The 20427-nt window shown below is 47.6% G+C and carries 17 protein-coding genes; 6 read left to right on the forward strand and 11 right to left on the reverse strand.

Translation table 11 applies throughout. From position 1 onward, the window contains the following. Positions 1–67 precede the first annotated feature (67 nt). Entirely contained in the window at positions 68–436 is a 369-nt protein-coding gene (locus IYN85_RS04120; RefSeq protein WP_196157561.1) for a hypothetical protein, read from the forward strand. Between the two features lie 53 nt (positions 437–489). Beyond that, complete coding sequence (locus IYN85_RS04125; RefSeq protein ID WP_196157562.1) at positions 490–1263, forward strand: class I SAM-dependent methyltransferase; 774 nt, start codon at positions 490–492, stop codon at positions 1261–1263. Between the two features lie 24 nt (positions 1264–1287). Here the strand turns inward: IYN85_RS04125 and plsB are convergent, their stop codons facing one another. Together plsB and IYN85_RS04135 are read right to left on the reverse strand one after the other, a co-directional pair. Continuing rightward, positions 1288–3753, reverse strand: coding sequence for a glycerol-3-phosphate 1-O-acyltransferase PlsB (gene plsB / locus IYN85_RS04130; protein WP_196157563.1), 2466 nt, complete (start codon positions 3751–3753; stop codon positions 1288–1290). A gap of 169 nt (positions 3754–3922) precedes the next feature. Continuing rightward, on the reverse strand, positions 3923–4129 hold the full coding sequence (locus IYN85_RS04135) for a SlyX family protein (protein WP_196157564.1): 207 nt from the start codon (positions 4127–4129) through the stop codon (positions 3923–3925). Between the two features lie 224 nt (positions 4130–4353). Here IYN85_RS04135 and IYN85_RS26270 point away from each other — a divergent pair, with 224 nt between their 5' ends. After that, positions 4354–4815, forward strand: coding sequence for a cold-shock protein (locus IYN85_RS26270; protein ID WP_304627145.1), 462 nt, complete (start codon positions 4354–4356; stop codon positions 4813–4815). 73 nt (positions 4816–4888) lie between these two features. On the opposite strand, the gene IYN85_RS04145 is transcribed toward IYN85_RS26270, so the two are convergent. Together IYN85_RS04145 and IYN85_RS04150 are read right to left on the reverse strand one after the other, a co-directional pair. Next, positions 4889–5281, reverse strand: coding sequence for a hypothetical protein (locus IYN85_RS04145; RefSeq protein WP_196157565.1), 393 nt, complete (start codon positions 5279–5281; stop codon positions 4889–4891). Beyond that, on the reverse strand, positions 5265–5558 hold the full coding sequence (locus IYN85_RS04150; RefSeq protein ID WP_196157566.1) for a hypothetical protein: 294 nt from the start codon (positions 5556–5558) through the stop codon (positions 5265–5267). Before IYN85_RS04150 ends, IYN85_RS04145 begins: the two co-directional genes overlap by 17 nt. A gap of 74 nt (positions 5559–5632) precedes the next feature. Here IYN85_RS04150 and dapE point away from each other — a divergent pair, with 74 nt between their 5' ends. Further along, positions 5633–6763 carry a succinyl-diaminopimelate desuccinylase gene (gene dapE, locus IYN85_RS04155; RefSeq protein WP_196157567.1) on the forward strand — a complete coding sequence of 377 codons (1131 nt, stop codon included), beginning with the start codon at positions 5633–5635 and terminating at the stop codon, positions 6761–6763. A 69-nt stretch (positions 6764–6832) separates the two neighbouring features. Here dapE and IYN85_RS04160 read toward each other — a convergent pair whose 3' ends face one another. Beyond that, positions 6833–7225 (reverse strand): DUF2721 domain-containing protein, encoded by a 393-nt coding sequence (locus IYN85_RS04160; protein ID WP_196157568.1) that lies wholly within the window; start codon positions 7223–7225, stop codon positions 6833–6835. A gap of 212 nt (positions 7226–7437) precedes the next feature. On the opposite strand from IYN85_RS04160, the gene IYN85_RS04165 reads away from it, so the two are divergent. Both IYN85_RS04165 and IYN85_RS26325 read left to right on the forward strand, forming a co-directional pair. After that, complete coding sequence (locus IYN85_RS04165; protein WP_196157569.1) at positions 7438–7875, forward strand: TerB family tellurite resistance protein; 438 nt, start codon at positions 7438–7440, stop codon at positions 7873–7875. A 195-nt stretch (positions 7876–8070) separates the two neighbouring features. Continuing rightward, the gene (locus IYN85_RS26325) at positions 8071–9195 is read left to right on the forward strand and encodes a M15 family metallopeptidase (RefSeq protein WP_196157570.1); all 1125 of its coding nucleotides are present in this window, start codon (positions 8071–8073) and stop codon (positions 9193–9195) included. Positions 9196–9266: 71 nt separating this feature from the next. Here the strand turns inward: IYN85_RS26325 and IYN85_RS04175 are convergent, their stop codons facing one another. From IYN85_RS04175 to IYN85_RS04200, 6 genes are all read right to left on the reverse strand, one after another. Continuing rightward, the gene (locus tag IYN85_RS04175) at positions 9267–10613 is read right to left on the reverse strand and encodes a class II 3-deoxy-7-phosphoheptulonate synthase (protein ID WP_196157571.1); all 1347 of its coding nucleotides are present in this window, start codon (positions 10611–10613) and stop codon (positions 9267–9269) included. Positions 10614–10816: 203 nt separating this feature from the next. Further along, positions 10817–13198, reverse strand: a complete 2382-nt coding sequence (locus IYN85_RS04180) for a bifunctional diguanylate cyclase/phosphodiesterase (protein WP_196157572.1) — start codon at positions 13196–13198, stop codon at positions 10817–10819. 3 nt (positions 13199–13201) lie between these two features. Further along, positions 13202–14239 carry a PotD/PotF family extracellular solute-binding protein gene (locus IYN85_RS04185; RefSeq protein WP_196157573.1) on the reverse strand — a complete coding sequence of 346 codons (1038 nt, stop codon included), beginning with the start codon at positions 14237–14239 and terminating at the stop codon, positions 13202–13204. A gap of 57 nt (positions 14240–14296) precedes the next feature. Continuing rightward, positions 14297–16468: an acetyl-CoA hydrolase/transferase C-terminal domain-containing protein gene (locus IYN85_RS04190; RefSeq protein WP_196157574.1), complete on the reverse strand. Its 2172-nt coding sequence runs from the start codon at positions 16466–16468 to the stop codon at positions 14297–14299. Between the two features lie 313 nt (positions 16469–16781). Then, positions 16782–19829 carry an FAD-binding and (Fe-S)-binding domain-containing protein gene (locus IYN85_RS04195; protein ID WP_196157575.1) on the reverse strand — a complete coding sequence of 1016 codons (3048 nt, stop codon included), beginning with the start codon at positions 19827–19829 and terminating at the stop codon, positions 16782–16784. Positions 19830–20012: 183 nt separating this feature from the next. Then, positions 20013–20417 (reverse strand): CBS domain-containing protein, encoded by a 405-nt coding sequence (locus IYN85_RS04200; protein ID WP_196157576.1) that lies wholly within the window; start codon positions 20415–20417, stop codon positions 20013–20015. Positions 20418–20427 lie beyond the last annotated feature (10 nt).

Here is a 20427-nt window from a genome sequence, read left to right on the forward strand (position 1 = left end):
TTGGACTGGTGAATTGCGCCGGATTCGCTAGATTTGATCTATTCAAATTTGCGGTGGGCGTTTTTCCATGCAATTACCAACCTCGATAACGGCTGTTCCTTATACGCCTCCCAGTAATACCGGAAAACCCGCACAACCCCTAAGCAATACTTCTAAACCGGTCAGTCCGTTGAATAACAATCCAACGGTGACTGGTTCAGATTTTGGTCAATCCTCAAATACCAATCAGACGGCTTCGCCCCAACCGCAACGGTTCGCTCCAGTCGAACAACCCAATAAAGCGGAAGCCCCTAGGGGGACATTGGCAACCCGTTCGTCTCTGGAAAATGAATCGTCAAATCCCGCGATAAACCGATACCAACAGATTGCCAAAGAAGGGGTGAACAATGCAGAAGCTCAGGACCCAAGCTTGTTTCGGGTTGATGTCTACGTTTAGGCGTCAACTTGCCATACAATACCGGCGCAACGAATTCAAACAGCGCCAGGAACATGAACATCCAACTGTATTGCCCGAAACCGAAAAACGAATTAAACCTAAATCTGCTCGCTGAGTGTGAGCAGCTCGATTGGATTGATCGTATTGGAAAACCATCTGATCGACCTTTTCTAATCATTGAAGAGGGGCACCTGGGCTTGGCTGATCCGAGCTGGCCAAAGATTTTGCCTGTGTTCGTCGATTTTCAGTCCGCTGCCAGTACGCACCGACGTTTACATGGTGGAGGTGCAGGGCAAGCTGTCGCTAAGGCAGTGGGCTTGAATAAAAAACGCGATATAAGTGTATGGGATGGAACCGCTGGTTTGGCTCGAGACAGTTTCGTCTTAGCCAGTTTAGGCGCCCAAGTGATACTGTTTGAACGTAACCCGGTTGTCTATCTGTTGTTGAAAAATGGCTTTGATAACTTAAGCTTGACCGGTGACAGTGAGCTGATGGCGATTCATCAGCGCTTGGTGTTACATTCAGGGAGTTTTCTTGATCATTCTCAAACAGATGCTGCGCCACCAGATGTTATTTACCTGGACCCCATGTTCCCGGAACGGCAAAAATCGGCCAAGGTTAAAAAAGACATGGCCTTATTTCATGATATTGTCGGGGCGGATGAGGATGCGGATTCGTTATTGGCGCCTGCACTAGACTTGGCGACGTTTCGAGTCGTCGTTAAAAGACCTAAGCAGGCACCGCCGCTGGCGGGCAGAAAACCATCGACAGAATTGATCGGCAAAAGCAACCGCTTTGATATCTATACCAAACGGGCCATTGCCTGATAGTACGAAATGTTACTCAGAGCCTTAGGGCTCTGAGTGTGCGACGGATCGTTTTGTTACCTGATAGATGTTGTACCAGATTTCATCGGGGATAACCGCTCCAGCCTGGTTGATAATCGTTGGTATGCGTTCATCAAATTCCAGGTTCCCTTCTGCGTTTAGCGTCAGCACTCGGCGATCTTTCATGGTCTGAATGAAGTTTTTAAACAGGGCTTTGTCGAAAAATTCCGGTGCGTCCAGGCCGTTGAGGAGTGCCAGACGCTGCGCCATTTGCTGTGCTTGATTTTCGAGGATTGTTTGACTGCATTGACCGGAACCCAAGCGCACTAACACAGATAAAGTCAGTAGGTAACGCTCCAGCGTCGGCAGCATGATGTTGGCAAGATACTGCAATTGAAAGCTTTGATCTTGAGTTTTATCCGGGCCGTGCAGCAAGCCATGTTCATCTTTTACAAGAATCTGTTTGGCGATGAGAACGTCAATGATGTCTTTTGCCTTTTGCAGTGCGGTATCGGTATTGTCTTGAATGAACAGTTCACTGCGGATGTACGGATAGATCATCGAGATTTGTTCAGCGATCTTGTCGAAACTGATACCTCGCGCGCGCACGGTAAGTGCAGCAATTAATGAGGGTAGAGCGAACAAGTGTTGCACATTGTTACGGTAATAAGACATCAATACGGTGTTCTGGCTGTCCAACCCATACAAGTTACCCAGTTTTTGCGGGATATTGCGTAATGTGCCCATTTGTACGGCATAGTCGATCCAATCTTCGACTTTTCCGTCTGGCACCGTCACATACTTGCTATACGGTGCTTCAAGCTGTAAATCCGCCAACAAGCGCAATTGGTGTCGCAGCAACTTGCCTTCAATTGCCTGCCGGGGAGTCGATAGTAAAGTCGTGGCAATCAGGTTAATTGGATTCAGTGCCGCCGCTGAATTGATCCGGGTGACGACGTCGGTCGACAGCTGATCGACGAAATTAAACATCCAGTTGGGACGATCGTCCGGTCCATATTGACTGTCTTTCCAATCCGGTTGCAGATTATTCAATTGATCATTTAATTTTAAGGGCTCCCCAAAATTTAGGTAGACATGACCATAATTGTTCAGTTGTTTGACGGATTTGACCAGATCGAAGAGGTTCTCTTTTTTCTTGTCTTTGCCTTTAAGTTCGCCCAGATAGGAGCGACTTTCGAAAACTTTTTCGTAGCCAATATAGACCGGAATAAACACGATCGGCCGGCTGTTGTCTCGCAAGTGACTGCGCACCGTCATGGCCAGCGTGCCCGTGGCAGGTACCCGCATGCGCCCGGTACGTGAGCGACCGCCTTCTACGAAATACTCAACCGGATAGCCGCGGGAAAATACGGTATGGATGTATTCGTTGAATACCGCTGTATAGAGTTTATCGCCACCAAACCGACGGCGAATGAAGAATGCACCACCACGACGTAATATGCTGCCGACAATGGGCATATTCAGGTTTTCACCTGCGGCAATATGCGGCACGTTCAAACCGTGTTTATAGAGACAATAGCTGAGTAGTAGGTAGTCAATGTGACTGCGGTGGCAGGGGACATAGACTATTTCATTATCTTTGGCTAGTTCCCGTACGGGCTCAATGCCGTTCAACAGCACGCCATTATAGATTTTGTTCCACAACTTAGTGAGTAAAACGTCGAGAAATCGGATAGTGCCGTAGGAAACGTCTGCCGCAATGGTGATGGCTTGTTTGCGTGCGTAAGACTGGGCTTTTTCAAGTGGCACGCCTTTCGTTTTTGCATGCTGTTCAATAGCCTTGCGGACCGGGTCAGTTTTCAATAACTGATCAATCATGACTCGACGATGCGATAAATCCGGACCAATGACTGCCGAGCGGACATGTCGGAAATGAACCCTCAGTACTCGGGCTACCTTGCGTGTGGCCGTGTTGATGTCGGGATTGTCATCAACCAATTCCCGCAGGGAAATGGGTGTATTTATTTCCAGGTAAGTGTCGCGACCGTTAAATAGTACAGTGAGAAGCTTCTTAAATCGGCCAACAACAGACCAGTTAGAACTCAGTAATGCGTTCAATAGTCCATTGCCGCTTGTCGCGGCGCGTCCCCAATACAATGCTATAGGAACGAGGATGATGTCTTCTTTGGTTTGGGTTGTCAGGTAGGTCAACAGGGTTTCAATGCGAGGGGCGATCCCTGCTTTGTGGCGCTTTATAACCGATGGGCGGGCGTGTACGGTCAGTAAGGATGTTTCTTCGTGCAGTTCGTCTATATCGATTTTCCGGTACAGTCCGGGAAGTCCGAGACGCCTCAATTCGTGGTCTACTACCATTGCATCCGCGCTGGATTGGTGCTCCAGGACATAGACGCAGTGTTTTTTCTGCTTCAATTGTTCCAAGTCAGTATGGTGTGGGTTCTGCGGGACCTTTACCCACCAGAACAAAATAGTTTGGACGGTGTGTCTGAAACGGGCACGAATGGAATGCATGGATAATCTGATTTCCTGAAATTTAAGAAACGCATTTTAGCGTTTTATGCGTGTAACTGCGAAGGGTCTTATGGTGAATATCGGTTTCGTATCTAATTTTTCGGGCAAGCATAGGCCGGAACAATGTCAACGTGCCTGCGCGCAGATCCTTGATGACTCCTGCCAGACGTCAATAGTGTGGCGGGCGACTATCAACGATGTCGGGTGCAAGTTGTTCTTTCATTTCTGAGTGCTCTCGCGCCATTTTGATGATCAGGTGTTCTAACCGATCAATGGTTTTCTGTTGCGCCGTGACCACCTGGTTCAGTTGTTCAACGGTATCATCCATGTGGGTTAGCCTTATTTCCAGGTCGATCAGTTGATCTTCAATATTCATTATCGGGTATCGCTTAAGTTCGTTGCATTCTGGGGCTGAATTTTGGCATTATGCGGGCCTGATCGCCAATTTTTGGGCGATTTTTAGTGAAAACGGACGTTCATTTGTGAGTTTGGTCTTCTTTCTAACGACCAAACTGTAGATTCCGGGAAGAAGCAGTGGCGGCCCGTTAATCAACGTGCCGACGATTAGTGTTAAAAACAGTCAATATAACGAGTTGAATTATGAAGTTTAAATTGTGGTTAGTTCGATTGGGTGCGGGTGTAATTGTTGCTGCCGTTGCGCCTGTTATCCTCGCAGGTGCGTTGTCCGTAGTGCCGGGTCTGCAGACTTTGCAGGTCAGTGAAATCTTAAGTTTGGGTATGTCGTCAGTAAAGACATTAGCCTATGTCGTTGTTGCACTGGTGGTTCTGGTTTTGGTCATTTTATATCAGGCAATTGCTCAGCCTTTGGTCGCACAATTTGATGAAGACGACCGTGAAGAAGGTCAGGTCAAATGGTTCAACGTCAGTAAAGGATTCGGTTTTGTAACCCGTGAAAGCGGTGAAGACGTGTTTGTCCATTTTCGTTCCATTCGGGGCCGCGGACATCGTTCCCTGCAGGAAGGTCAACGTGTTCGTTTCGGTGTGGTTGAAAGCTCTAAAGGGCTGCAAGCAGAAGACGTGACCATTATGCGTCAGAAATAAACGTCTCCAAAATTATAATGAAGCGGCTTTAAGCCGCTTTTTTAATGTCTACTGTTTCGGACAGTGTTGGTTTTTACGCGGTTTTCCAGATAATGGGGGTTTGTTCACCTGCATGATTGACCTCAATCCAAGCATCGGGATCTGCGTGGGCGTTCCAACCACCGGCTGTCACCCGGACGGATCGCTGAAAAAACGGTGCTGCTTCATGTGCACAGGCCAAATCGTCAACCCATGGCAATGACGTTGCATTAAACCAGATGCTGGTAAAGCCTTGTTCGACGTTGTCGAAGACGATGACCTGAAACTGGCGGGATTGCCAGTGCACCTGATAAGGAAAACTGTTTTTGGGCATGCCTTTCTTTTTGGGCTGGGGTTCGATGGTGTTAAACAGGCTGGAAAGCCATCGCTCTGCATCGGAGGCGGTAATATCATTGACGTAAATTTCAATGTCAGGGGCGTTTGTCATCGTTGCTGTTGGGTTCCAGTATATAAATAATAACTTTTATGAGACTTATATTGAGATAGCCCCACAGTGCAATGCTGCCGCCAATAGATACCATTATTAACCCGAATAGGGCAATGATTTCCTGGGATAATCCGTCATTGGCGAATTTTTCCACGAGCAAAATGACCATCAGTCCACCCGCAAATAGAAAACCGCCACTGGTGAAGTAGCCTAAGGATTTGACCGGACTCGGTGAATAGTGTTTTAACCAATCCGTTAATCTCTGTCTTACCTGCATCTAAACCTCTTAAATCCCTAGCTGATTGTGCGTATGATAGCGACCTTTTCCGTATAAGTGTGAGCTGAGTCAAGATGAAATCTGAAACCCTTGAACTGACCTGTCAGTTAATCGCCCGTGATTCCGTGACGCCCGACGACAAAGGCTGTCAGCAATTAATGGCCGATCGTTTGGCAAAATGTGGGTTCCAGAACGAATCCATGCGAATTGAAAACGTTGATAATCTCTGGTCTGTGCATGGTCAGGGCGGTCCACTGTTCGTGTTTGCCGGTCACACTGACGTGGTACCTACCGGAAGTCCAAATGCGTGGACTTTCCCGCCCTTTGAGCCGACTGAAAAAGACGGCATGCTATACGGCCGTGGCGCGGCCGATATGAAAGGCAGTCTTGCAGCCATGGTGGTGGCCAGTGAGCGTTTCGTGCAGCAATACCCAAACCACAAAGGTCGCATCGGGTATCTCATTACTTCGGATGAAGAAGGTGATGCCTACCATGGCACTGTTGCTGTGATGGAGGAATTGGGACGTCGTGGGGAGCAGATCGATTGGGCATTGGTCGGTGAACCTTCGAGTACTGAGCAGGTCGGAGATACCATCAAAAATGGCCGTCGAGGTTCCATGCTAGGTTATCTGACCATTAAAGGCGTGCAGGGGCACGTTGCGTACCCTCATCTGGCCAAAAATCCGGTTCATTTAGTGGCGCCTGCGATTGCCGATTTATCCACTGAATTGTGGGATGAAGGCAATGACTATTTTCCGGCCACCTCCTTTCAGATTTCAAACATTAGTTCCGGTACCGGGGCCTCGAATGTGATTCCCGGAACCGCAGAAATAATGTTCAGTTTCCGTTTCAGCACCGAAGTGACAGCGGAAATCCTGCAACAGAGAACTCGGGATATATTGGATCGGCACAACTTTGATTATGACCTTCGTTTTGAAGTTAAAGGGCAACCCTTTCTCACCGACCGCGGAGCGTTGGTCGCGGCCGCCGTGCAAGCGGTGGCAGATGTGAATGGAAAAGAACCCATTTTATCTACTGCCGGTGGTACCTCTGATGGTCGATTTATTGCGCCAACTGGTGCTCAAGTTGTCGAACTGGGACCGGTTAACCGTACTATTCATCAGGTAGATGAATGTGTCGCCATTGATGATTTAGATAAGTTGACTGAGATGTACTTCAATATTCTGGTGAACTTGCTGGCCTGAGAGTAGTTTTGAAAGGGCATCGTCGCAGAACAGACCCCGTTTTCGCGGGGTCAGCAGGCCGTCTATAGGTTATTCTTTTCTGTGTTCCAGATTTTTTAATTGCAAATTCAGAGCCTGACCACTGATGTGAACTTCATATAAGCTGAAACACAGTGATATCAGTAATAAAATCAGCGAAGTCGCAAACAGGATATTTGCTAGCAGCACCCAGTTAAAAAACAATGTGAACATCGTGATAACACATAGAATAAAGGAACTGACACCGGCGACCTGCATTCTTCGTATGGCTTCGATTCTGACCCGCAAGTGTAAAATCTGTTTGCGGATGTCCACATTCGGGTCTTCATCATTTTGTTTATAAAGTGAGCGGATAAGTTGGGCAATAACCAAAAAACGATTGGTATACGCGAGTAACAGTAGCGATATTGCCGGAAAAAGCAGGGCGGGTGTCGTGAGGTTCATACCGGATATTTACTCCCAGTTCTGGTTTCATTGTGAAAAACAAACATTATGATGAAGTGGATATCTGTTCAGGTCAGGTTGGCCGGAGAAGACCACTACCGTGAGTTTTTGCCAACATAACAAGTTTGCGTTCAAGACGCACGAAGCATTTCATTCGTTAAGAGGTTTGCAAATCCCTTAATGGTCAAACCCGTGAAAGGAGCGATTCAGCCATGTTTTCTCAGATTTTAAACTTTTTTAAAAGCCATGAATCGGGTCCCGTTAGCTTATCAGTTGATGATGCCGCGGCGGTATTATTAATAGAAGTCATGATGGCTGACCATGATATGGATCAGACCGAAATAGAATGTGTAAGCCAGATTTTAAGTGAGCGGATGAGTTTATCTCGTCAAGAAGTGCGCGAATGTGTCGATACAGCGATGCAGCGTCAGAAAGAAAGTTATGACCTTTTCCAGTTTACTCATATCATCAACGAACATTATGGAGAGCAGGAGCGTTATTTGCTGTTAGTTGATTTGTGGCGAGTCGCCTTTGCCGATGGCCGGTTAGATAAATATGAAGACCACCGAATCCGGCGTGTCAGCGATATGTTGCACTTACATCATTCGCATTTTATCCGGGCCAAAGCCGAGGCAAAGGAACGGAGTTGAAGGTCTTGAAACGCCGAAGTTGATCATACGTTCGTCGGGAATTTGACACTCGCTTCCGGTTTTTATTGTCTTATGGAAAGTTTTGTGGATTTTGTGTTTAACATAGATAGTGTCATGATAAAGTACTGGCATATATGAAAAAAACGACAATACTTAATATCGACCATTGTTTAGATTGTTGTCCGGAGACCCTTAGTGAAGCGTCGTGATTTTATTAAACAGTCCCTGTCTGCCTCTGCGGTGCTTGTCGGAGGTGGTTATGCTTCATTTGACATGCTCAGACAGAACAATTTAGCGATCCCTATACCGGTTGAACACCGAGCTAGTCAAGCCGCAGCCAAAGTCCTCAACGCAGCAAATCCGACCAGTGACGAAGGGATAATGATTCAAACGCTCACCGAACAGATTGTGCATCCGCCAGTGCACGCACAGTCTCGTCCTGCGTTGGCTTACGAGCAACATAAAACTGACCAATTGCAAGCTGACGTGACGATTGCCCAGGCTGAAACCGCGCCTATTATTGAGCAACCCATTGAAGAAATCGTTCTGACCAAAGAGCAAGCCAGCAACAAGAATGTTGAAATTGCCAAACCTGAAGGTAGTGCGAAAACGGTTCAGGAAAAAATCACTAATTTTGAAACTAACTTTAATGACGATGTGATTCTGACGGAAGCCAATTATAAGTTACTGGTCGATACTCTGGAGCGCATCAACCGCGTTCAAGATTACGTCGGATTTGGGAACTTCAATGTCATTTCGTTCGATGATGCGCTGAAATACGCGAAATATTCTCCACGCATTGGTGCTTTTACCGAGAGCGAACTGCAGTTTCTGGACTTTATGTTCGACTATGATTCAAGCCAGCTGGGCTTTTTAGGTGAAAAAGTCATCAGCAAGCAAACCAATGTTATACCTGACAAAGAAGTCGTGAAAATGCCCGGTACGGGACATTACGTTTTTCGAGGGCATCCTGAAGAGTTTTATAAAAAAATTCGCGGTGAAGTCGGCGATTCTCTGATTTTGACCAGCGGTGTACGTAATGTCGTCAAACAGTATCAACTGTTCATGGCAAAGACGGTGCAGGCATCCGGCAATCTATCCCGAGCGAGCCGGTCTCTTGCGCCTCCGGGCCATTCCTACCATGCGATTGGAGATTTCGATGTCGGTCAGGTAGGCGGTGGTTTACAAAATTTTACAGCCGCTTTTGCCAGTACCGATGAGTTCAAACGCCTTCAGGATCTGGGTTATGTTCAGATCCGCTATACAGCGAACAATAAACTCGGGGTCCGTTATGAGCCCTGGCATATCAGAGTGGTCTAAATCGCTCTCTCAGGAAAACTCTGAGATAAAAAAAAGCGCCGTTTGGCGCTTTTTTGTGGTTATCTTTTCTACTAACGTGCGGACTTCAGCGCATCGGCAATCAGGAAAGCCAGTTCCAGCGCCTGATTTGCGTTCAAACGTGGGTCACAATGGGTGTGATACCGGTCGGCAAGGTCAGTCTCACTGATCTGGAAAGCACCGCCGATACACTCAGTGACGTTTCTTCCGGTCATTTCAAAATGAACGCCGCCAGCGTACGTACCTTCCGCTTTGTGAATTGCGAAAAAGTCTTTCACTTCCGACAGTATCGCGTCAACTGAACGGGTTTTGTATCCGGTGCTGGCTTTGATGGTATTGCCATGCATTGGATCTGAACTCCAAACCACGTTACGGCCTTCGGCTTTAACCCGTTGTAACAGGGCAGGGAAGTGTTCCGCAATATTGTCAGCGCCCATGCGGACAATCAGGTTCAGTCGACCGGCTTCGTTTTCCGGATTGAGTATATCGATTAATCGAATCAAATCGTCTGGGTCGGTGGACGGTCCGGCTTTTAATCCCAGGGGGTTTTTAATGCCACGGCAGAATTCAATATGTGCACTGTCTAACTGTCGGGTTCTATCGCCGATCCAGAGCATGTGAGCAGCACAGTCATACCAGTCCCCGGTGAGACTATCGCGCCGGGTCAACGCTTGCTCATAAGGCAACAACAGCGCTTCATGCGAGGTATAGAACTGGGTTTCTCGGATGTGCGGGGTATTGCCGGGGTTGATGCCACAGGCGCTCATGAACGCCAATGCTTCATCGATCTGATCCGCCAAGGTTTGGTACCGCTCGCTTTGCGGGCTTTCCGCGACAAAATTTTGGTTCCATTGATGAACCTGATGCAAATCCGCTAACCCTCCCTGTGCGAAGGCCCTTATCAGGTTCAGAGTAGAAGCCGACTGGTGATAGGCTTTGAGCATACGCTCAGGGTTAGGCTCACGGGATTCGGCCGTGAACTGGATATCATTAATGATATCGCCACGGTAGGATGGCAAAGTGATGCCATCGATTGTTTCATCGTCAGCCGAACGAGGTTTGGCGAACTGACCGGCAATTCTGCCAACTTTCACAACCGGACTCTGACCGCCAAAGGTCAATACAACCGCCATTTGCAACAGCGCCATAAAAGTATCGCGTATATGGTTACTGTGGAATTCACTGAAACTTTCAGCACAGTCACCACCTTGCAATAAAAAGGCTTCACCACGGGATACTTTCGCGAGTTCACTTTTCAACTGACGGGCTTCCCCCGCAAATACCAAAGGTGGCAATAGAGCAAGTTGGCTTTCAACGTCGGCTAAAGCCTGTTGATCTTTGTATTGAGGTAATTGGCGAATGGTCTTTTCGCGCCAGGATGCGGGCGTCCATGTGGTCATGAGAATAGGATTCCAAGTTACTAATTAAAAGCAGAGCTGGCATTCTAAGCAACGAGCACATAATTGCTATTGATAAATGCGCAAAACAGGTTTTTACCTTGGATGACCGTCAGTCAGGGTCATAGATTGAAGCCTACTTATTTGCAACGCTCCTTGCCCCAATCAAACTGAGGGTCACCATAAACGGGGCACAGTTCAGAGGATTAGACTTCGGGCAGAGACTTTTGTGTGCCTAATGATTTTTGCTGTTGAAATAACTCAATGAAATTCGCGAAAGGTAATGGTCTGGAACAATAATACCCTTGAATGGTGAAAATCCCGGCGGATTGAACGAATTCCAGCTGATTTTGGGTTTCCACACCTTCGGCGACGATGGCCATATCGAGTGTCTCTGCCAGAGATTTAATGCTGGTAATAACACCAATGGCGGCAGTGGAATTGTAGTCTTCAGAACTGACAAAATCTCGGTCAAGCTTCAGGGTGTCGAATCTGAATTTCTTCAGCTGTCCGAGCGATGAGTAGCCTGAACCAAAGTCGTCTAAAGCCGTACGAAAACCAAACTTCCGCAGCAACTCCAGGTTTTTACTGACCACTTTAAAGTTAGTAACCAGCTCTTCTTCGGTGATTTCAAACTCTATCTGGCTGGGTTGAATGCCATAGCGCCACATAATGCTGCGAATGTCTGCAATCAGACGTAGATCATTCAGTTGACTGGGCGAAATGTTTACCGAGGCAACAAAGTCTGGTTCATTCAGTTGCTGCAACAGTTTGCACGTATGTTCGGTAACTACATAAGTGATGTATTCCAGTACGCCGTTTGCTTGCGCCGCTGGTATGAACTGCCCGGGCGATATCAGTTTACCATGGCTGTCTTTCAATCGGGCTAAGGCCTCAACACCAACGATGGTATCGGTACGGCTATCGACTTTTGCCTGAAAATGAGCTTCGAAACGATTGAACTCAATTCCTTCGCGTACCGTATCTTCAATGATCAGCCGCTGCCTTTCTTGCTCGGCCATTTGTTGGGTAAATGCGCAGTAGCGCATTTTACCCGTCGCTTTGGCGTTGTACATCGCAAGGTCTGCATACTGTATTAACAACGCCGGTGAATTTGCGTCCCTTGGGTAATTGGCAATTCCGATGCTGGTGCCGGTATAAAAAGATTTGCCTTCAATGATAATGCTGGATCGGAATGCGTGAATGATGCGCTGCGCAATCAGCGCTGCATTGCAATCGCCAAGCAATACCACCGTGAACTCGTCTCCTCCCAGGCGAATGACAGCATCTTGTCGAATATTCAGGTGATCTATCTCCTCCAGTGTTTCGCCGCGAACCACGGAGCTGAGCCGTTTACTGACTTCAATCAGGAGTTCATCTCCAATATCGTGCCCATAGTTATCATTAATCTGTTTGAATCCATCCAGATCGATAAACAACACAGCATAGGGCTGCTCAGGATATTCCTGACATTGCTTTTCGAGTAAATGATAAAGGGCAGCGCGATTGGGTAAACCGGTTAAGGTGTCGGTGAAAGCCTGCTGTTGTAATTCTCTGGATGAGCCGTGCAAACGTTGCATCAAGTCATCGAAACGTTGCATCAAGCGACCGAATTCATTGTTTTTGTAAGCCGTTAGCTTGCGTTCAGCTGTGGTTGAAACATCGGATTGTTCTATCAATGCTGTAAAGGTTGCCAGCGGTTTCAGGATAACCAGTTTTAATAAAACAAAGGTCAGGAAGAGCAAGCTGATGATGGAAATGAGTATCCAGACAATGCTGTTCACAAATAATTTTTTAGATTCATCCACTAATGTCGTTTTCTTAACGGTCGCTTGTAATTCAAAAATATCGCGAATGTTGCGTTTTTCACTGATTAGCGATAAATCACCTGACATGGGATCATCGATGCCGAGTGAATCGGCAATCTGCGGATCGAATATGTGTTCGTTGCTATGGTTTATGGACATCAGTATTTGTGGGGAACTTATTTTGCGAGCCAGACTGGTGAGTTCGATGGACACTTTCAGATAACCCATCGTCGGGTTGATGTCCGATTTCAGCAAGCTCGACAGACGGACGATAGGGGTATAAGCCACGAGTGCAAAATAATTGGATTCGACCTGCTCGATCATAAACGTTACCGGGGTATTAGAGTCGAAAGGCTTGCTGAGCAGATTGTTGAGGTTATTGTCGTAGTCACTCGTCGGGTAGCTATGATTGGCGACGTAAACCTCTTTGAAACTGTCGGGGAGAACTATGGCAATTTCCGCATAGCTGTCACGGTGAATCAGGTATCTTTTCAAGGTACGGGTCAGTTCCGTATGAAACAGTTGATAACGCGTAATTTCTTCCGTCGAGAAGTATCGTCGGGTAATGCTGTCCTGGCTGATCAGGTCGAGGTCTGATACCAAGTTGTCCAATACATCTGATATAAAGGATTGGCTTAAGGCCATATGGCTAGCCAAAGCGGATTCGGTTTCCTGCTGTTGTAGATTGTCGATACCCTGACGTAACACCAACGTGAAGGTAACAATGGTGACCAAGGCCAGGAGGCCGAGATCCAATAAAAACCGAGTTTGCAGTTTCATGCATTACTCTAATTCAAGGGCATTTATTATTTTCATCATCGTACGAATAGAGTTGCGATCTGGTTCTCCCAAAGTGGTAAACCCTTCCGCCAAGCTTGGAAATACGGCTTTGTTCTGCCTTATTTCGTCAGGGATCAAGGTTAAGGCAGTTTGGCTGAACGTCGCGGTGTATTGGTACTCAACATTTTCAGCGATCACGTCAGGTCTCATTGTAAAATTGAGGAATTGAACCGCGAGATCTGGCTGTGTGGATTTTGCACTGATAGCCCAGAAATCGATCCAGAAAATGTTGCCTTCCATAGGCGAAACATACTGAAAATGCTCAAACTCCTCCTGTAGAACCACCGCGTCAGAGCTGTAACAGACTGTGACCTTAACGATGCCTTTGTTAAGCAGGTTGCTGTCTTCGTCGTAGTCCGTCGTTTTATAAGCCTTCACCAGAGGTTTCTGTGCGATCAAGGCCTGTTCGGCAACTTTTAATGCGGCCGGATCATGCGCATTAGGCGGATAGCCGTGGGCCATGAGTGCTATGGCTAGCATTTCCGCGGATTGCGGCGTCATCTGAATGAAGCCGGCTAATTCATTGTCAGGGTTGAACAGGTCAGCCCATTTACTGGGCGGGTTTTCAACCAGATCCTCCCGATATAGCAAACCATAGGTTCCCCAACCGTAGGGCACAGCAAAACCGACCGCCTCGGGAACGATGTTACGCCATGTTGTTCCATGGTCTTTTAGGTAGGGAAGTGTGTTTTCGGCTATCGGTTGTACCCACTGTTGTCGAATATAAGCGGGCAATTCAACTTCATCCACCAAAATGACGTCGAATCCGAAACCAGATGACTCCGCCATGATCTGATCACGAACTTCATCGTTGTCATAGTAAATAAATTCGAGTTGCGCGCCTGTTTCCGATTCAAACAGGCTTGCCATTTCAGGGGCGAAATACTCTTCCCAGGTTAGGATTCTAAGCGCTTCTTTGCCTTCAGCAGCCGCGGAAAGGGTGGAAAAACAGGCAAAACAGAGCAACACTAAAAACTTCATGGCAGATCTCTGCGAAATAATTTTTAGTGTAGTTCAGGTTTGTCAGTTTTTCCGGTCTTATCTTTTTGACGCGGTTGGTAATACACTGAGCAACAATTTACGGAACAGCCATTCTTTTGGCGAGTGCGCTGTATCTAGTCTCATCCGCGCCAGATAGCGCCGGTTATCTTCGATCTTACGCTTCGAAGTGGGTAATAAGATGGCTGGCAGTAGTGGCCAAACTTTACTCAGGTTCGCTTGAAGACGTCGTAGAGCCCCGCCGATAACGACTTCTTCATCAGTCAGTTCTTTACCGAACGGAAACGTAGGAAACAACTGTTGCCCGGTCGCAGCCATGATATCTGAGATTGCCTCAGGTGTATTATTGTGCGCACTTTCTGGCAACTGATAATCCAACGGAAGCTTTCCGGTTCGTTGTGCCTGTTTAATCAGCGCAGGCTGGAATCTAGAATCGGCCACTTTCAACAGTTCGTGGATGATTTCCTGATCATTTTTGCCACGCAAGTCGGCAATGCCATACTCGGTAATGACCACATCGCGCATGTGCCGGGGGATGGTAATATGCCCGTAGTTAAAAACGATGTTACTGATTAGCTTGTTCGCTTTCTTGCGTGACGCCCGCATCATCAGGATCGAACGGGCATTGGGAATGTCATGGGCCATACTGACAAAGTTGAATTGCCCACCTACGCCAGAGACGACCTTACCATCGGCCAGGCCATCGCTGACCGCGGCACCGCTGAGAGTCATTTTCATACAGGCATTGATGAATCGGGCATGATGTCGTTGCTCTAGTTTCAGCATTTCATCGCCGTGCAATTGGTTGGTGAAGCTGACCGACGTCATGTTGAATTCTGCCAATTGGTCCGCTGGCATCTGATGCAGATCTTGATAGAAATAATGATTGCCAACAAAAAAACCAGCGTGTATCAGTGTCGGGTGTTGGATAACGCTACCCAGCGCATGAGATTCAATCCACTGTAGCGTATCAGCATTGATCTGAGCTGTAGAATTGACATTTTCCCCTTGCCTGAGTTCGCCATGTTCCAACGTGACATCGGACTTAAATAAGCCCCAATGTTTCAGATAATTAACGTCTGTTTGCGTTAGTATGGATTGAATGGCACCCAGTTTCTGTAGCGTGGTAATCCATTCTGTTGATGGTTTTTCAGGGTCCAGGCCGCTGTTAACGCATTTCTGAATAGCGAGATCGTCGTAAACCCGGCGTTTCAAAACTCCACCCTTAATCAGTTCAATATAGCCAGGCACCAACATCTCGGTATTGCCATAGAGGCCTGTCGTAAAAGGCGAGAACCCACCTTCACTGTTCAGAATGGGGAATTTTTCTGAAGCATCGGTATTTTCCAGTAATTGGCGGTAATCGGAATTTTGATTGTGACGGACCAGTAGGGCATTGACCACGGCATCGCCCAATGAACCAATGCCGATTTGTAAGGTGCCGCCATCTTTCACTAGGGCGCTGGTGTAAAAGCCAATCATATGATCGACGGGTGAAATGGGTTGATGTGGTGTACAGAATAGCGGGCTGTATAGCTTGGGATCATCGTGTATATAGTCGAAGAAATCGGGTTTGATTTCTGCGTCGTTTGGCATGAAGGGTAATTCGGTGTTGACTTGCGCGATGAGTAAGCGTGTTTTGCCGTCCTCGATATTTTTTTTGCGCATCAAGCGTTGCAAGTCGAGGGTAACGTCCGGGTTTGAAGACAGACTGTAGCGCCATGTGCCATCAATCTGCTTTTTCGAAATCATTTGCGTGACAAGGTTTACCTGTCGATCCACCATGTCGCGGGCAACATGGGTGTAGTTCGCTGAGAGTACATTCTGCTGTGACTTAGCTGCGTGGAGCATTTCGCCGGGCTTGAAATAGAATTCGATAATATTCACATTGCCCGGAAGGCAATTGTGTTTGGCATCTTTTGTATAGTCTAGTTCAGGTACATCCTTAAATTGACGGTCAAAAAATGGCTCCAGTAGCCTTTTTTCGAGGTCTGTTTTTAGTTCTGGTCGACTCAATGACAGCGCCGTATGGATGTCCAGACGATAATCTGGGTTTCGTTTCGCCTGGTGATACAGGGCATTGACCAATTGAGTGGCTTTGCCGATACCAATGGGAATGCCCATGATTATGTGACCATCCAGACGGCGATATAAATCGTCGGCTAGTTCAAGTAAATCGTTGTAGTGATGCGCGCTGAGAGCATTGGACATGGCTAACTCCAGAAGCCTTATAGGGTGGCTTTTCTTGATGATAGGTTAACCTTGGGCGAAATAGTAAAAATGAGAAATGACGGACGTCAGATAAATGAAAAATAACGCGAATCGATTGGATTATCGGTTGTGCGGAAACCTTTACAGCTCGTCCCTTGTTGCCTGATTCGCAGCAATCCGCACACCTTGGTATCGAGATTGTGTGGCTCTGGTGACTTGCTTTGGTGCGTGTTTCCAATGATATTAATAGGACAGCAATGAGGTGGTTAAAAAGCCTGACTGGGAACCAGAGTTCGGCGGTCAGGCAGTTTCCCTATTTGGTGTACTGGCTAAGCAAATACTGCAAAGGATGCATGATAATTTTCTTATCCAGTCGTTTGACCTGACTACGGCAGGAATAGCCGGTGGTGACAATGTTTGTTGGCGAGTCTGTTTGAATAATGTCACGCCAGGAAAGATTATAAATGGTCTCCGACGTGGCTCGGTTACGGGTTTCGTGGCCGAAGGTGCCAGCCATACCGCAGCAGCCCACAGCGATATGGTTGAGCTGCTGATTCAAGCTGGCAAAAACATTGCTCCAATCTTTCATTGAGCCAGCGGCATTGGTCTTTTCAGTGCAATGCCCCAGGAAGTCGATTTCGCCGGCGCTAAAGTCGGACGCGCGTGCTTTAAGGTGGTCAAGATGCTGAGCCAAAAATTCCTGCAGCAGGAAAACATCGGGTACGGTTTTCGAGGCGTATTTCGCGTACTCGGCACGGTAAGTTAAGGTCATGGATGGATCAATGCCCACTAGCGGAATACCACAATTCGCAAGCCGTTTTAGTTTCTTCTGGTTGCGGTTGGCAACCCAACGGAAGGTATGCAGGAATCCGTGCACGTGAAGCGGTTTGCCATTTGCGGAATAAGGCATAACCCAGACCCGAAAACCAAGCACCTGCAGACATTCGATGATGTCCATGACCACATGCGTTTCAAAGAAGCTGGTGAAGGCATCCTGTACCAGAATGACCGAACGTTGCCGTTCGCTGGTATTCAAACCGGGCAGCATGTTCGCATCAGCGTAGAAAACACCGCGTTTTTTCATTTCTTTTGAAAAATTCATACGATGGATCAGAGGACTGTCGACCATGCCGGCAATGTCGCGCAGCAGTGCTTTAACCCACTTCGCTGACATAGTTTGGTTGTAGAGCCATTTAAACGGTGCGAGGGTCAACAGCGGAATGATGAATTCCAGTAAGCCAATGAAGTAATCCTTTAGTGGACGCAGATAGCGACCGTAGTAAATCTGTAAGAAACGTGCCCGGAATTCCGGAACGTCAACCTTAATTGGGCATTGGCCTGTACAGGATTTACAGGCAAGGCAACCCGCCATTGCGTCGGCGACTTCGTTGTTAAAATCGTATTCACCTTGGCGTGCCCGCCAGCTGTTCAGTGCCCGGGGAACAATATGCAGCAATGGAAATTTTGTTTTTTCCCGAGCGCTGAGTTCTGTTGTGCTGATGCCTTGATCAGACAACAACCTTAGCCATTCGCGGATCAACGAGGCCCGACCTTTGGGGGAGTGCTTGCGTTCTCGGGTTGCTTTCCAAGAAGGGCACATAGCATCAGTGGGGTCAAAGTTAAAACAAGCGCCATTGCCATTGCAGTACATACCGTCGCCAAATTGGGTCCAGCTTTCCAGGCTAATGGTTCGGTCCAGTTCTCCGCGAGTCGTGACTTCATCAATTTTCAGTAACGGTATGTTCTGATGGTTGGTCGCAATTTTTCCCGGGTTCAATTGGTTGAATGGATCGAAAGCGCGTTTTATGTTTTGCAATTCTGGATATAGGTCGCCAAAAAAAGCGGGCGAAAATTCCGAGCGCACCCCTTTTCCATGTTCGCCCCAGAGCAATCCATTGTATTTTTGAACCAGTTCAACAACCTGATCGGTAATCTTGCGAACCAGTTTAACCTGTACTTCGTCTTTTAGATCCAGTGCTGGGCGAACGTGCAACACGCCTGCATCCACATGACCAAACATACCGTAACGCAGGTTTTCAGCATCCAATACCGCTCGGAACTCCATGATGAAATCAGCAAGATTTTCCGGTGGTACAGCAGTGTCTTCCACGAACGGCACCGGGCGGGATTCGCCTTTTGCGTTACCCAAAAGGCCCACCGCTTTCTTGCGCATGCCCCAGATTTGCTGAACATTCGCGTTGCCCATCGCAATAGAGAAGCCGATGTTTTTTCCTGGGGTTCCGGTTTGCTCGGTTAACTGTTGAGTCAGCCTGTCAACCCCGGCTTGTAAGTCTGCTTCAGTATCCGCTGTGTATTCCACCAGATTAATACCGGCTATGTCGCCTTGGTCGGTCGTGAAAAAGTCACTGACTGAATGCCAAACGATATCGCCCTTGGCCAGATTTAATACGGTTGAATCGATGGTTTCGATAGACGTGGGTTGTGCAGCCATCAAACTTTGTGCGTCACGCAAAGAGGACTCGAAGGAGTCATAAAAAACGTTTACCAGCGCGGACAGCTTTGGAATCTTCAAAACACTGAGCTTGGCCTCAGTGATAAAACCAAGCGTGCCCTCAGAGCCACACAAAATATTGTTCAGATTGAATTGGTCGTTGTCATAAATATGCGCAAGATCGTAGCCGGTCAAGCAACGGTTCAACGGTGGAAACTTGGCTTGAATGTCGTCTTTACGTCGTTGGTATATGTCATCGACCGTAGCATGAATTTGTGCAATACGGTCGGTTCCTTGACGCAGAGTGGTTAACTCATCGCCGGTTAGACTTTGGCTATTCAGGATATCGCCACTGAGCAAGACTGTTTGCAGTTCCAGGACGTGGTCACGCGTTTTGCCGTACATGACCGAACCCTGGCCGCTGGCGTCGGTATTGATCATGCCACCGATTGTGGCCCGGTTGCTGGTGGATAACTCCGGGGCAAAGAACAGGCCATGAGGTTTCAGCGCTTTGTTCAACTGATCTTTAACCACGCCTGTTTGCACCCGTACCCACCCTTGTTCGGCGTTAATTTCCAGAATGGCATTCATGTGTTTGGATAGGTCGACAACTATTCCGTCAGATAATGACTGGCCATTGGTGCCGGTGCCGCCGCCTCGGGGTGATAACACTACGTGTTGCCATTCATCGCTTGCAGCTAAACGGGTCAGTATTTGAATGTCTGCAGTGCTGCGAGGATATACAACGGCTTGCGGTAACACTTGATAAATGGAATTGTCGGTCGCCAAAACCGTTCGGTTGGCATAATCCGGACACAGTTCGCCGGAAAACCCCTGAGCCTCAACTGCGGCCAGATAGTTCAGATATGACTGTTGAACTTCGGTCAATTCATGTAAGCGAGGTAGCATTGCGACGGTTTCCATTCATTCAAAGCAGGGCGCTATTCTAATGAATTTCGGGATGATTACGAGATTGATGTCAGGGTTTGATAAAGAAGCGGTCAAAAGATGTATTGCAATATTCGCAGAATAGTTTTTCAGCGAACGAGAGAGCTAATACAGCGCCTCCGTGTTAGAGGCGCTGAAGCAGACTTAGCTAGGTTGGCCGTCCAACAGAGCCTTTAAAATATGCGATCGATTGATAACTCCAACCAATTTCCCATTTTCGCAAACTGGATACTTTTTAGGCTTGTCGCCACACATCATTTGAGCGAGATCGATGACAGACATTGTTGGCTCAGCGAATAAAACGTCATGCTTCATAACGTCGCCAACCAGGTCGCGTTGATCTGAGTAGTAGTTGTCGCTGATCATATAGCGTAAGCAATCTTGCTCGGAAATATATCCCAGAACCTGGCGCTCTTCGTTCACAACGGGTGCGCCAATGAGTTTTGCTTCGAGCATCATTTCAACGGCCTTTGGAATCGTGGTTTCAGGCGTAATGATGAGCCGGGCGGGTACCATGCAATCTGCAACGGTTAAGGCTTGAATACTCATGAGCTGTTCC

It is taken from the genome of Reinekea sp. G2M2-21, assembly GCF_015687175.1.
GTDB lineage: Bacteria > Pseudomonadota > Gammaproteobacteria > Pseudomonadales > Natronospirillaceae > Reinekea.

Bases quoted from the DNA above. Each gene is read 5' to 3' on its own strand.
- IYN85_RS04195 (WP_196157575.1), bottom strand. From the start codon at position 19,829: ATGCTACCTCGCTTACATGAATTGACCGAAGTTCAACAGTCATATCTG.
- plsB (WP_196157563.1), bottom strand. From the start codon at position 3,753: ATGCATTCCATTCGTGCCCGTTTCAGACACACCGTCCAAACTATTTTG.
- IYN85_RS04145 (WP_196157565.1), bottom strand. From the start codon at position 5,281: ATGACAAACGCCCCTGACATTGAAATTTACGTCAATGATATTACCGCC.
- IYN85_RS04180 (WP_196157572.1), bottom strand. From the start codon at position 13,198: ATGAAACTGCAAACTCGGTTTTTATTGGATCTCGGCCTCCTGGCCTTG.
- IYN85_RS04120 (WP_196157561.1), top strand. From the start codon at position 68: ATGCAATTACCAACCTCGATAACGGCTGTTCCTTATACGCCTCCCAGT.
- IYN85_RS04165 (WP_196157569.1), top strand. From the start codon at position 7,438: ATGTTTTCTCAGATTTTAAACTTTTTTAAAAGCCATGAATCGGGTCCC.
- IYN85_RS04160 (WP_196157568.1), bottom strand. From the start codon at position 7,225: ATGAACCTCACGACACCCGCCCTGCTTTTTCCGGCAATATCGCTACTG.
- IYN85_RS04190 (WP_196157574.1), bottom strand. From the start codon at position 16,468: ATGTCCAATGCTCTCAGCGCGCATCACTACAACGATTTACTTGAACTA.
- IYN85_RS04185 (WP_196157573.1), bottom strand. From the start codon at position 14,239: ATGAAGTTTTTAGTGTTGCTCTGTTTTGCCTGTTTTTCCACCCTTTCC.
- IYN85_RS04175 (WP_196157571.1), bottom strand. From the start codon at position 10,613: ATGACCACATGGACGCCCGCATCCTGGCGCGAAAAGACCATTCGCCAA.
- IYN85_RS04135 (WP_196157564.1), bottom strand. From the start codon at position 4,129: ATGAATATTGAAGATCAACTGATCGACCTGGAAATAAGGCTAACCCAC.
- IYN85_RS04200 (WP_196157576.1), bottom strand. From the start codon at position 20,417: ATGAGTATTCAAGCCTTAACCGTTGCAGATTGCATGGTACCCGCCCGG.
- IYN85_RS04150 (WP_196157566.1), bottom strand. From the start codon at position 5,558: ATGCAGGTAAGACAGAGATTAACGGATTGGTTAAAACACTATTCACCG.
- IYN85_RS04125 (WP_196157562.1), top strand. From the start codon at position 490: ATGAACATCCAACTGTATTGCCCGAAACCGAAAAACGAATTAAACCTA.
- dapE (WP_196157567.1), top strand. From the start codon at position 5,633: ATGAAATCTGAAACCCTTGAACTGACCTGTCAGTTAATCGCCCGTGAT.
- IYN85_RS26270 (WP_304627145.1), top strand. From the start codon at position 4,354: ATGAAGTTTAAATTGTGGTTAGTTCGATTGGGTGCGGGTGTAATTGTT.